Origin of the sequence: Bacillus hominis (assembly GCF_030348325.1) — a bacterium.
GTDB classification, from domain to species: domain Bacteria; phylum Bacillota; class Bacilli; order Bacillales; family Bacillaceae_G; genus Bacillus_A; species Bacillus_A hominis.
On record NZ_JAUCFS010000005.1, the window covers coordinates 2,353,541 to 2,366,777 of the forward strand.

General features: G+C 32.0%; 10 protein-coding genes and 3 pseudogenes. 10 read left to right on the plus strand and 3 right to left on the minus strand.

The features are described from left to right. Window positions 1-68 precede the first annotated feature (68 nt). The 5 genes and pseudogenes from QUF93_RS14645 to QUF93_RS14665 form a co-directional block, all read left to right on the plus strand. Window positions 69-755 (plus strand): annotated as a pseudogene (locus tag QUF93_RS14645) (MerR family transcriptional regulator); the annotation flags it as partial. Beyond that, window positions 745-921: pseudogene (locus QUF93_RS14650) on the plus strand (winged helix-turn-helix transcriptional regulator); the annotation flags it as partial. The pseudogenes QUF93_RS14645 and QUF93_RS14650, both read left to right, overlap by 11 nt. A gap of 146 nt (window positions 922-1,067) precedes the next feature. Next, the gene (locus QUF93_RS14655) at window positions 1,068-1,820 is read left to right on the plus strand and encodes a class I SAM-dependent methyltransferase (RefSeq protein WP_289375543.1); all 753 of its coding nucleotides are present in this window, start codon (window positions 1,068-1,070) and stop codon (window positions 1,818-1,820) included. Window positions 1,821-1,956: 136 nt separating this feature from the next. Then, a pseudogene (locus QUF93_RS14660) lies at window positions 1,957-2,799 on the plus strand (alpha/beta fold hydrolase). A gap of 100 nt (window positions 2,800-2,899) precedes the next feature. Next, a complete protein-coding gene (locus QUF93_RS14665) occupies window positions 2,900-3,700 on the plus strand; it encodes a VOC family protein (protein WP_289375545.1) in 801 nt (266 codons plus the stop codon). A gap of 185 nt (window positions 3,701-3,885) precedes the next feature. Here the strand turns inward: QUF93_RS14665 and QUF93_RS14670 are convergent, their stop codons facing one another. Then, window positions 3,886-4,854: a phosphotransferase enzyme family protein gene (locus QUF93_RS14670; protein WP_289375547.1), complete on the minus strand. Its 969-nt coding sequence runs from the start codon at window positions 4,852-4,854 to the stop codon at window positions 3,886-3,888. A gap of 326 nt (window positions 4,855-5,180) precedes the next feature. On the opposite strand from QUF93_RS14670, the gene QUF93_RS14675 reads away from it, so the two are divergent. After that, entirely contained in the window at window positions 5,181-6,257 is a 1,077-nt protein-coding gene (locus QUF93_RS14675) for a helix-turn-helix domain-containing protein (protein ID WP_289375549.1), read from the plus strand. A gap of 68 nt (window positions 6,258-6,325) precedes the next feature. On the opposite strand, the gene QUF93_RS14680 is transcribed toward QUF93_RS14675, so the two are convergent. Both QUF93_RS14680 and QUF93_RS14685 read right to left on the minus strand, forming a co-directional pair. Continuing rightward, entirely contained in the window at window positions 6,326-8,017 is a 1,692-nt protein-coding gene (locus QUF93_RS14680; RefSeq protein WP_289375551.1) for a M3 family oligoendopeptidase, read from the minus strand. 17 nt (window positions 8,018-8,034) lie between these two features. Beyond that, entirely contained in the window at window positions 8,035-8,973 is a 939-nt protein-coding gene (locus tag QUF93_RS14685) for a DMT family transporter (protein ID WP_289375552.1), read from the minus strand. Between the two features lie 127 nt (window positions 8,974-9,100). Between QUF93_RS14685 and QUF93_RS14690 the strand changes: the two genes are divergently transcribed. From QUF93_RS14690 to QUF93_RS14705, 4 genes are all read left to right on the plus strand, one after another. After that, window positions 9,101-10,471 carry an aminotransferase-like domain-containing protein gene (locus tag QUF93_RS14690; RefSeq protein ID WP_289375553.1) on the plus strand — a complete coding sequence of 457 codons (1,371 nt, stop codon included), beginning with the start codon at window positions 9,101-9,103 and terminating at the stop codon, window positions 10,469-10,471. Between the two features lie 242 nt (window positions 10,472-10,713). After that, on the plus strand, window positions 10,714-11,130 hold the full coding sequence (locus QUF93_RS14695) for a VOC family protein (protein ID WP_289375554.1): 417 nt from the start codon (window positions 10,714-10,716) through the stop codon (window positions 11,128-11,130). 246 nt (window positions 11,131-11,376) lie between these two features. Further along, the gene (locus tag QUF93_RS14700; RefSeq protein ID WP_289375556.1) at window positions 11,377-12,138 is read left to right on the plus strand and encodes a glycosyltransferase; all 762 of its coding nucleotides are present in this window, start codon (window positions 11,377-11,379) and stop codon (window positions 12,136-12,138) included. A 162-nt stretch (window positions 12,139-12,300) separates the two neighbouring features. After that, window positions 12,301-13,179 carry an SDR family oxidoreductase gene (locus tag QUF93_RS14705; RefSeq protein ID WP_289375557.1) on the plus strand — a complete coding sequence of 293 codons (879 nt, stop codon included), beginning with the start codon at window positions 12,301-12,303 and terminating at the stop codon, window positions 13,177-13,179. The last annotated feature ends 58 nt before the right edge of the window (window positions 13,180-13,237 follow it).

A 13,237-nucleotide genomic window follows, 5' to 3' on the forward strand; every position in this document is an offset into this window, starting at 1 on the left:
TCTCACATAATGTCATTGTTTAAGCTAAAGCTGAGCTTCGAAGTAGATAGAATTTTTAGGAGGAAACCATGTTTAAAATTGGAGATTTTTCAAAACTATCTTCCATTGGTATACGTATGTTGAGACATTACGATAAAGTGGAGCTATTACAGCCAGTAAAAGTTGTTGAGCAAAGTGGTTATCGATATTATTCAGCAGCTCAATTAAAGAAAGTAAATCGAATCCAAACGTTAAAAGATATGGGGTTTAATATCGCTACCATTAAAGAAATAATAGAATGCGATAATATAGATAGTATAAAGGAGCAATTTCTAAATCGTAGTACTCAAATTAAAGAAGACATGAATAACCTCCAAAAACAATTACGTCTCCTCGAAGACTCAATGAAAACGATGAGAGAGGATGTTGTTGAGATGAACTATCATATTTCAATAAAGGAAATTCCAGAAAGAAATGTAGCTAGTGTTAGAAAGGTTATTCCATCATATAATTGTGAAGGGGAATTATGGAGTATATTAATGAAGGAAATTCATTTTAGAAATATTAGTATAGCTAATCCAATTAATAGCATTGCTGTCTTCCATGATCAAGAATATAAAGAAAATGATGTAGATGTAGAAATACAGCTAAATATTTTAGGGAAGTATGAAAATACAAAAGATGTTCATTTTAAAAAGATAGAGCCAATCAAGGTAGCATCTATAACAGTAAACGGAAGTTATGAACAAATGAAAAACGTAAATGAAGCAGCTTCGTGAATTAGAGCACGATCAGCTAATAAAACGCGAAATTTATCAAGAAATACCACCTAAAGTGGAATATAGCTTATCTGAACATGGTAAAACAGTCAGTACTGTTTTAGATAGTATGTGTGGTTGGGGAAGAGGACATTTAGAATATATCGATAAAAACAAACTATAATATTATTATGTAAACTAAATGTGGTGTGTCGAAACATATCGTTTTAATAATTTGTATTTTATAATATATAATTAAATAGTGTTTTGAGTCTATTTCGAGGATCATCATAAACATTTAATACATTTTTGCAAAGGGGAAATAATAAAATGAATGAATTAGAGTACAAAAACTTTTATGATAAAGTGGGAAATGAAAACGGCTGGGATTTTAGTAAGCTAAAATGTGAGACTGTAGGTGACACTTGGGACTTTTATGGCGAAGTGCAAGAAAGATGTAAACCATCACATATTTTACTTGATGTTGGTACAGGTGGAGGAGAAAATGTACTTAACATAGCATCTTCAGCTACATCACTGATTGGCATAGATAATTCTAATGGAATGATCAAAACAGCACATTCTAATTTGAATAAAGCAGGTGTACAAAACGTTGAATTTCTTCAAATGGATTCTGAAGCTTTAACGTTTCCGCATGCTCATTTTGATATTGCTTCAAGTTGTCATGCGCCGTTTGTAGCATCTGAATTGGCAAAAGTAATAAAAAAAGGTGCTTTTTTCTTAACACAACAAGTTAGCGAACATGATAAATTAAATCTTAAAGAAGCATTTGGTAGAGGGCAATGTTTAGGTGAAAGAGATGGTACGTTAAAAGATAAGTATATGGGTGAACTTATTAGTGCGGGATTTGAACTCGTACAAGTACGTGAATATGATGTAACCGATTATTACAGTACTCCTGAGGATCTCATTTTCTTATTAAAACATACGCCTATTATTCCTAGATTTGGAGAAAAAGAAGAGGACTTTAATATTTTACAAAAGTTCATTGACGCTAATAGTTCTGAAAAAGGTATTCGTACGAATTCAAAAAGGTTTATGATTATTGCTGTTAAATCATAGTGTATTTTAGCGTAAAAGCTGATTTTCTTTAAAAGAAAATCAGCTTTTTTTGTGGAAAAGAATGCAGGGGAAACTTGGAAATCATAGAAATAGGTAAAGTATTAATCAAAAAATCGAAATATGGGGGATAATTGTTTTGAAACGTTACTATATTAACAACGAAAAAATAAACGTACATATTACTGAGTGGGGAAATAATGACAAGCAAGTTATCTTTTGTTTACATGGATTAGGAAGTACGAGTTTAAGTTTTATAGAAATCGCAGAAGAATTAAAGGAAGGGTATAGATTCATCTCCATTGATGCACCTGGGCATGGTAAAACACCACCCTTTGAAAGAACAGAAGATTATGAGATGCAGAATTTAGCAAATTGATTAAATGAAATAATAAATGAATTGAGAATTGCACATTTTTATTTTCTATCACATTCATGGGGAAGTTTTGTAGCGCTATTTTATTTATTAAATAATCCAGAAAAGGTATTAGGAAGCATTTTAATTGATGGAGGGTATCAAACGAAAAGGCTTCAAGAAGAAACGCTTCAAGAGGAAATCGCTTATTACAAAAAAGACTTTGATGAATACGTTTTTAATAATTGGGATGAGTTTTTCAAAAGTGAAAAAGAAGCTTATACTAGATGGTCTCCATTATTAGAACTTGCAGTAAAAGATCTTGGCATCGAAATGAATAATAAAATATGTTGGCATGCGAGGGGGACAACAGCTAGTGGTATAATAAGAGGTATGCATAAAGATGAAACGATTGATATATATGAGAAATTACCATCTAATATTGTTTTACTTCGAGCTACAGTTCCGCATATAGGGGATGAATATAGAGATAAAACAGTGAATATTTTCAAGTTGAAAACTGGCGCGAAAGTAAAATTAATTCCTGATACTACACATTTGCTACACTGGGATAAACCAGAAGTTGTTATTGAGGAAATAAAAAGTAATTGGAGCTATTCATACTAAAGTTGTAGCTTCTATATGAAAAATCCATCCTTAGGTTGATTTTATCTATTTATAAGTGTAATACAATACGAATAGATAGAATAAAATAGGGGGATTTAATATGATTACACATATTTCAGATATAAAACTCCAAACGGTTTCTATAGAAGGGGTAAAACAAATTTATAAAGACATATTATCTTTTCCAATAAAAAAAGAAACCGCATCATATATTCAATTTGAAATAACGCCGTATACAACAATTAGTTTTCAAGAAGTGTATGAAGCAATTACACCTGCGCATTTCGCTTTTGAGATTCCATATTCAAAATTTCATGAAACAGCAAGATGGCTTGAAGGATCTGGATTACTTATTGTGAAATGGAAAGATGGTCATACAATTGACGAGGAGAGCGGTCGATTCAATTTATACTTTAAAGACGGTGATGGAAACCTTCTCGAAATTATCGCACATAGTTATGTTCAAGAAAAAGTATTAGTCCCGCATTCACCGTTAAACATTTTATACGTAAGGGAAATTGGTCTTCCGGTTAAAAGTGTACCTGTATTTACGGAATGGTTGAAATCAAATCTAGACATGGAAACGAAGGAAGATGGGGATATTTTCAACTTTGTAATAGGCGGCACTGCATATATCGTCGCAACCTGGTGGCAGCGACCTTGGATTCCCATTGCGATGAAAGCTTTACCACCGAAAGTACATGTTTCACTCGGAACACCGGATCATGCATTTTTACAAAAAATCCAAAATAACTTTAAGAAAAATAGTGTTCCATTTCAATGTAAACATAATGAAGTATCATTTATTCAACAGGGATATTCATTTTCTATTGTGCATACACCAGAATTTCATTCCAATATTCCGAGTAAATTAAACTTACCACTTTCTATCCTTAAATAGAAAGTGGTAAGTTTTTTGCATATTCATGAAGAAGGGTTTCATTATGATTACAGTGAATTTATAGAGAAGTGTAAGGCGTTACTCTAATTTATTTTAAGGAGAGAAATAATTTGAATCTAGTAAGTAATCAACGTATAAGTGATGTTGTTCAATTCAAGTTTCCTTGTAGTTGAACAACATCCGTTTTATATATTGATATAGGCATGCTTATTTTCTATCTTCATTCTATAAAGATTCATTATCCGTACTTGTTCCTCAGTTAATTCTTCTTTATTCCAATACATATGCATTAAACTATATTCAAATACCTCCTTTAATTTAATAAACAATGGAAGCTTGTCTATCATTTCTTTAGGTAGTTCATTTTCTTCTTGATACCCGTCAAGTATTGCCTTTGTAATAGAGTTCTCATAGTCAACAATATTCCCATTTCCAACAAATGAATATTCTATCGCACTATAGACTGGAACTGCTAAATCGAATATATAAAAATGTTTTTCACAGTCTTGAAAATCAATCATTGTTAAATTTAAATCATTTTCCACTAATATGTTTTCTAACCATAAATCTCCGTGTATTAAGCCGTAATTTGAAGGATTCTTTGGAAGTTCCTTTATAGAAGTTAAAACGTCAGATGCAATTTCTCTTATAGTAGTTTCTTCTTTAGGGATATAGTTAAGAAAATTATACTCTTCATTTTCATACCAGTCGTTTATATGATTTACCGGTTGAATTCTTTCAAAGTCTTTAGATATACGATGTAATTTTCCAATTTGTTGACCAAGCTTTTTAAATACATTAGAATTCCATTCGTTTCTTGGTAAATGTATACCAGGAGCAGCTTTATATAATACAGCAAAAACTTCTTTGTCTAATGTTATTTTCTCTACTAAATTCCCCGTTAAAGAAGGTATGATTGGAGGGACTCCTAAGCCCTTTTGATATAAAAAGTTCGTATATGTAACTTCTTCTAATTGCTCTTCATATGTTTTATAGTTTGTAATTCTAACGAAGTAAGTACCTTGTGCCGTGAGACATTGATATATTTCATTTGTTACTGGTGTCATTTCAATAAAATCCAATGGATATAGTTTATTAATTAGTTTGAGTATCTCTTTTTCTATTTTATTCATTTTAACTTCCTTTCCAAACATAAATTTTCCACTCACAAAACTACTAATTCCTTTACTTACAAATTTCGTGTTTTATTTGGTAGAATCCTTTAAAAAAGATTTATCCCATAAAATCCCGATTAGTATGGGATAATAATCAGTGGGGAGGAACAAACTCCCCACTGATTAAAGTTTCACTTTATTGGAAAGTTAAGTAAATGTATGACAAAATAAGATAGCTAAAAAAATATGAAATGAGTAATTACATATGATATTTAAAGGTACTAGAGAGTAATGTTATAAACCACAAGAAATATCAAAAGAAAGAAGTGGATACTTCTTATAATTTTTAGTGAGGAGGGAGATAAATGAATGAACATATACAGATAATGATTGATTGGATTGAGGGGAATTTAAAAAGTGAATTTTCATTAGATGAATTATCTAATTATATGGGATATTCTACTTATTACTGTTCTTTTAAATTTCATCAAGTAACAGGGATAAGTATTAGACGATATATTCTTCTCAGAAGATTGTATTTATCAACGGAAGATTTGGCGAATGATAGAAAGATAATTGATATCGCATTTGATTACGATTACTCTTCACAAGAGGCTTATAGTAGAGCATTTAAAACTGTTTTTGGTATAACCCCAAGAGAATTCCGACTTAACAAAATACCGGTTCAATCATTTATTAAACTCTCAATCAATGATGGCAAGGAGTGGTGTAAAATGAATTTTTCTAGAAAAATTGAAGTTGAACAGTTACGAAATGAAAAGAGTGAGTTGTTTGATATAGATGTACTTAACATATTAAATGGTCAAGTTATGTATGAAGAGTTTAAAAGTGAAAAACTAATGGGGGAGTCTGATTACGCTCCATTTAATGAAGCTATGTGTGTAAACCCGGCTACTACACAGGTTTTTGATGATGAGTTTATTAAAACAAGAGTAGAAGGACACCAAGGTACTGTAGAAAATTATATAAAAAAGGTTATTCATCCTTTAGAGAATCTTTTTAAGAAAGAATATAAATGTATCGTTTTATGGTTTGGTGAAGATATGTTTTGCCAAATGAATCTACTTACAGTACTTTCTTACCTTGAACAGTCTGATTATAAGGGCAAAGTATACTTAAATAGCTTCAGAGAGGATGAATTTAAAGTAAGTCAAATTGAACTTGAATTAGGAAACTATTTTTCTGTTTACAATGAAGTTCTAGTAAATCATAAAAAGCCATCTCATGAGGTACTACCTGTAATGTATCAGGCAATAGATTTATATTTAGAGATGCTAAAAGAAAATAATGTAGTAGTAAAGTATATCTCCAAAAATAAAGGTTTACCAACACAAGAGTTATTAAAAAGGTTGTTTAATCTTTTTCCAACAATAGGATATGGGGACCTACAATATATAGAGCTTATTAATAAAGCGAGATAAAGATTCAATTTGATTTGAATAAAAAAACAATAAAAAATGCACCTATAAGGACAGATGCATTTTTTTATTTATATTTGTTCAAATAATTCCAATTCCTCTTCTACAAATGCCATTAATTCTTTTATTGTCTCACTAGAAAAATCAAAACGAATTCCAGCTGCTTCATATACTTCTGTTAAGGATTTAGAGCTACCTAGAGATAATGCTTTTTTATAATTTTGTAGTGCTTGTTTAGGATTCTCTTTATATTGTTTATACATTTGCAATGCACCAAGTTGCGCGATTGCATATTCGATATAATAGAACGGTATTTCGAATATGTGTAGTACAGGTAACCAGCCAGTTGCTATCCAGTTTTCATAACCTTCAATATTTACCACATTCGATTGGTAAGTGTTATGTAATTCTAAATATTTTTCATTTCTTTCTTTAGCAGTATGATTTGGATTTTCATACATCCAATGTTGGAATTGATCAACGATAAGCATTTGTGGTAAATACTTAACAATATCTTTAAAGAAATCTAATTTTGCTTTTATAAATTCTTCTGTATTCTCATAAAATGTATCCCAATACTCCATCGAAAACAATTCCATTGTCATGCTGGCTAGCTCAGCTGATTCTGAAGGGATTTCTAAATATTTTTGCAGCTCTAGTTGCTTCATACATTCATTATGAATACTATGGCCCATTTCATGGAGGAAAGTAGTAACATCATAATGTGTATGATTGAGATTCATAAAAATAAAAGATAATTGAGAAGCAGGTAAGTGTTCGCAAAATCCTCCAGGTGCTTTTCCTTTACGACTTTCTAAATCTAAGCAATCATTTTTATGCATACGGCTCAATAATGAAGAAAATTCAGGGTCTAGTTTGTGTAAAATATGAGAACTTTTTTCGATTAAATCACTCTCGTCTTTAATAGGTTTTAATACTTTTTGATTTGGTGCGGCTGCTTTTAGATCCCATGGACGAAGTGTATCTACTTGAAGTTCAGCTTTTTTCTCATTAAATATATTATCAATAAGTGGCACAACGTATTTACGAATGGATTCTGCAAGTTCATAGCAATCTTCAGCCGTATAATCAAAACGTTCGTATTTTTTGAACATATAATCACGATAATTATCTAATTGAATGTTTTTTGCCTTTTGGTGACGGATTGTAATTAATTCATTTAAAATGGTTTGTAGTTCTTTTTCAACGGATAAGTACCGTTCAGAGATAAGTGTTTTTGCTTTTTTTCGTATATCACGATTCGGATCTTGTAAGTAAGATTGTAGTTCAGTAATTGTTTTTTCTTCGCCATTCCATGGTGCATTCAAACCGCCTGTAATTTCGAAGTACTCGGTTACTAATTTGTCTTCTTTTACTTCTAAATCAATGTTCTTTTCACAAAATAATGTTTGTGCATTCTTTATTTTTTTATCTAGTATGCTATAAGTTTTTGGATCAAGTAGCATTCGAAATGGTGATTCTAAATATGTATTATCAAATGAATTTTGATAACGTTTCAAAAGAGGCCTTACATATTGTTGATCATATTCAAACGTATCTTTTATTTCTTTGTTATCTGTATTACATTGAAAAGCAATATAGTGTAATCTTAATTGTTCTTCGATTTCAGATATTAATTTTGACTGAGCTTTTAGCCAGTTTTCTAAATCTTCTCCAGAAGAAATAGACGTACTTAATAAAGTAGACAATTCTTTTTCAAGCTCATGTAAATTACGAATATCAATCGTATTAGAGTTCTGCATTATTTACCCCTCACTTTTTATTTACTCAAGGAGATATTCTTCTTTTTCGCTATGATTCCTTTTTTGCCTAGAAAATTTGTGCCTATTACTCCAAAAACAATCATAAGTGTACCGACAATATGATAGTAGGCGATTTGCTCGTGTAAGAATACAAGGCCTGCGATAATGGTAATAAGTGTAGATAAGTTGCTAAAAACACTTATTTTAGCTGCTTCAACATAAGATAATGAATAGTTTAATAATAAGGCTGTTAGTAAGGATGATAGTAATCCTAAATATAAAATGGATATAAGAAATGTTCCGTTTGTAAATGGCTTAAAGTATACAGTTATTGTGCCTTTGTTTATATGACTGGCGATTGCGATGAAATTAAAACTAATAAAACCGAGTGCTGTCATTGTGTAGGTTAAATCAATTAGCTTGAATTTCTTTGTCATTTTTCGAGCTAATACATTGTAGCAAGCAGATGATAATGCCGATAATAAAATGAGAATAACACCGATGAAGTTAGTTTTGTGAGCCCCTATACCATTCATGATAAATATATAAATGACACCGATGACGGAAATGAGTACAGATATTTTTTGCCATGTATTCGTATACTCTTTTAAAAAATAGGAAGCGAGTATCATTGTAAATATAGGAATCGCCGCTTGTATAATTCCAGCTTCGGATGAACTTGTATACACTAAGCCAAACGCTTGGAAAGCAAAAAATAGTGCTGGATAAAATATTGCAAGTGGTAAAAGGGCAAGTATGTTTTTGAATGATATATTTAACTTTACAAAACCGAAAATAACCGGAATGCTTGCTGCTATGAAAGCAACTGTAAAACGGTGAGCAAGAGTATCAAGAGGGCTCGTAATGGTTAGTGCTAGTTTCACAAACATAAATGAAAATCCAATAATAAATGAATAGAGTAATGCTGATATATATGCTTTTGTTGTATTTTTCATAATTTCACCTCATAGTAGTTGATTTCTTACTGGCCAGTATACGTACATAGTAATCTTTCTGATCTAGTGCTACAATGTGAACAAATGCAAACTGTACCGGTACAAATTAAATATGGGGGTGGTAATGATGTATAAGTATTTACATGTTTTAAACGATTTAGAAAGTATGATTCAAAATGGAGAGATAAAAGAAGGAAAGAAATTACCGTCTATACGGTCACTCGTCACGCAATATGAATGTAATAAGGCCACAGTGATACGAGCGTTGCATGAATTAGAAAAGCGCCATATTATTTATTCTGTACCTCAAAGTGGATACTACGTTGTTAAGAAATCTGGGAGTTACATAGAAAATAACGAGATGATTGATTTTGCTTCCTCAGCACCAGATCCAGATGTTTTTCCATACTTAGATTTTCAACATTGTATTAATAAGGCAATTGATACATATAAAAATGATTTGTTTGTATACGGAATACCGAAAGGGTTACCATCATTAATTCCAGTCATTCAAAAACAACTGGCAAACTATCAAGTTTTCACAAAAGAAGAAAATATTTTTATAACTTCAGGTGTGCAGCAGGCGCTTGCTATATTAACTTCTATACCATTTCCAAATGGACATAGCACGATACTAATTGAACAACCAAGTTACCATTTATATATTGAATATGTAGAAACAAATAACATTCCTGTAATCGGAATAAAGCGTACACATGAAGGAATAGATTTAAATGAACTAGAGAGGATATTCCGAACAGAAAAAATTAAATTTTTTTATACAATACCGAGATTTCATCATCCACTTGGTACTTCGTATTCTAAAAAAGATAGAGAGAAGATTATTCAACTTGCGAAGAAATATAATGTATTTATAGTGGAAGACGACTATTTAGCTGACTTAGAAACTAATTCAAAAGTAGATCCGTTTTACAGCCAAGATAATAGTAATCATGTTATATATTTAAAAAGTTATTCGAAGATTATCTTTCCAGGTTTACGAGTCGGTGTTGCAGTCATCCCGCAATCTATTGCAGATGCCTTTTATAAGTATAAGAAGATATTAGATATCGATAGTCCTATGATTTCGCAAGCTGCTTTAGAAATTTACATAAAGAGCGGAATGTTTGATCGGCATAAACATAAAATTAAAGCTTCGTACTACAATAGGTCAAAAAAACTAGCGGAAGTAGTAGAAAGTGTTCAAAATGAAAACCCACATTTGTTTACTTATAGAACAGTAGAACCAATTGGGATACACACTTGTTTACAGTTGAAAAGAAATATAGTCACGGACACATTTATTAAAAATTTAAGCAAGAGTCAAGTAAGCATAGATTCAATTGATAAAAATTATTTAAGTAACTTTCATAAAGAGAGATTGTTAAAGTTAAATGTATCTAATGTAAAAGAAGAAAAGATTGAAGAAGGAATTGGCAAAGTGATTGAGGAAATAGAACGAGTGAACCGCGTGGATTTTCAGTTTAAAAGAGAATAATGCTTATGAGGGAGCTTAATTTGAATAGAATAGCCTTGTTTGTATATATTGCTCTTGTTGATTCACAATATTATTGTTTAATTACAAAAAAATAGTTACGTTCATGATATGCCATTAAAAGGGCATTTTCTTGAATATGAATAAGAAAATGGGTTATTTATATGTGAATTAAAGGTAATTCAGAAGGTGTTATTTCGTTTAGTATGTGGAAGTATTACTCAACATTATGGAGGAGATCGATTATGAGCGATACACAGACATTACGAGGGCTAACCACAGTTAGTTTTTGGACAGATAATCTAGCAGCTGCGAAGAAATGGTACGCTGACCTATTAGGAAGCGAACCATACTTTGAACGTCCTGGATATGCCGAATTTCGCATTGGCGACTACCAACACGAGCTAGGTTTAATCGATAGCCGTTATGCGCCAGCTGGTTCAGTGACCGGCCCAGCTGGCGCTATAGTGTACTGGCATGTTGATGATGTAACAGCAACTTTCAATAAGCTACTGTCTATGGGAGCGAAAGAGTATGAGACACCCACAGAGCGCGGCGTGGGATTCATCACCGCTTCCGTAGTTGATCCCTTCGGAAACATATTAGGCATTATGTACAATCAGCACTATTTAGATGTGCTGATTTCGAACAAAAAAGCGTGAACCTCGCTGTTGTACAACGAGGCATAGGGTGCAATGCTAATCAAATTTAATTAATATTATTTTAACCCCTTCTTAAAATCAGAACGGGGTTATGCTTGTTTTAGGTTCGTAAACGTAAAGTAACTCCAAGATATATAATAACAAATACTCCAGAGTAAGTTTTTAAATAACAGTTTTATATAATACAACCTAATAACTATTAATATATATAGTAGATATTTACTTTATAAAATTAGGGGGAATATTATGACTGAAACAAACGAATCTTCAGGAGTTAATTTTAAAAAAGATGTGAAGTTTTCTATTATTATCCCTGCACACAATGAAGAAAAGTACATTGAAAAATGTTTAGATTCAATCGCAAAGGCATCAGAGGCATATAAAGATCAAACTGAAGTCATAGTTGTTTTAAATCGCTGCACAGATAACACAGAAGAAATAGCAAAGTCTTATAACTGTATTACATTAAAAAATAACGATAAAAACTTATCCAAAATCCGAAATGCAGGGGCCGAAATAGCTAGTGGAGAAATAATCATTACTATAGATGCTGATACCAAAATGACAGAGTTTATGTTGTCTAATGTAGACAAATATTTAGCTTCAGGTAAATACATTGGTGGTGGGGTAACTGGGAAGTTTGAAAGGATGTCTTTAGGAATATTCGTTTCCGCAATGTTAATAATAATCCCCTTACTTTTTAAGTATGGAGCTATATCTGTAGGGGTTTTTTGGTGCTATAGAAAAGACTTTATGGCAATCAATGGATTTAATGAAAACATGCTTATGGCTGAAGATGCAGATTTCGCTAAACGATTAAAAGAATGGGGAAAGCAAAATAATAAGAAATTCGGTACAATTAAAAATGGAATGATAACTTCATGCAGAAGATTTGATAAATATGGAGACTGGGCTTTACTTAAAAATCCAAAAGTAATCTTAGCGTATCTAAAAGGAAAGGATAAAAAATACGCAGATAAAACATATTATGATAACCAAGAAAGGTAACTGTGAAGATTCCTAAACAAATCACCCTCAAATGAACTGGTGAATCAAGATAAATAACTGCAAGTTGAGTTTGTGGTTAAATTTACTTTAAAATGTATTACTCTAACTACCCATAATTCTTATAAAGAATTAAACTTGATCATAACAACTAAGGAGAATCACATGAAACCATTACAAGGTAAAGTAACAGTTGTAGCAGGGGCAACAAGAGGTGCTGGAAGAGGTATTACGATGATGCTTGGAGAAGCCGGAGCAACTGTATATGTAACAGGAAGAAGTACAAAAGGGAATTTATCCTGTATGGGGAGAACTGAAACGATTGAAGAGACTGCAGAGCTTGTTACAAAGCAAGGTGGAATCGGAATCGCAGTCCGTGTTGACCATACAATAGAAGAAGATATTAAAGCATTATTTACAAGGATTCAGGAAGAACAAAATGGACAGCTTGATATTTTAGTAAACGATGTTTGGGGCGGCGATCCTTTAACAGAATGGGAGAAACCTTTCTGGGAACACAACCTACATAACGGACTACTTATGCAACAAAGAGCTGTACATTCTCATATAATGACAAGTCATTACGGTGTACCCTTAATGGTAAATAATAAAAAGGGACTTGTAATTGAAATTACAGATGGTGTCGACTATCAATACCGAGGCAATTTATACTATAGTTTAGCAAAAATTTCAACTATTCATTTAGCAGAAGCAATGGCGAAAGATTTAGAACAACACAATATTACAGCTGTCGCAGTTAGTCCGGGATTCCTTCGTTCAGAAGCGATGTTAGATATATTTGGTGTAACAGAGGAGAATTGGCGAGACGGAGCAAAACAAGATCCTCATTTTATCGCATCTGAAACGCCTTTCTTTGTTGGCCGAGCGATTGCAGCTATAGCAAGCGATCCAAATATTCATGAAAAAACTGGCCGAGCGCTAAGTTCATGGGAATTAGGAAGAGAGTATGGATTTACAGATATGGATGGAAGGCGACCAGACTGGGGAAAATATTTTGAAGAAAATGTTTTAAATCAAAATTAATATTTTTAGAGCACTCCATAGCTGAGTGCTCTTGTTCTTTATACAGTACGCAAATAAT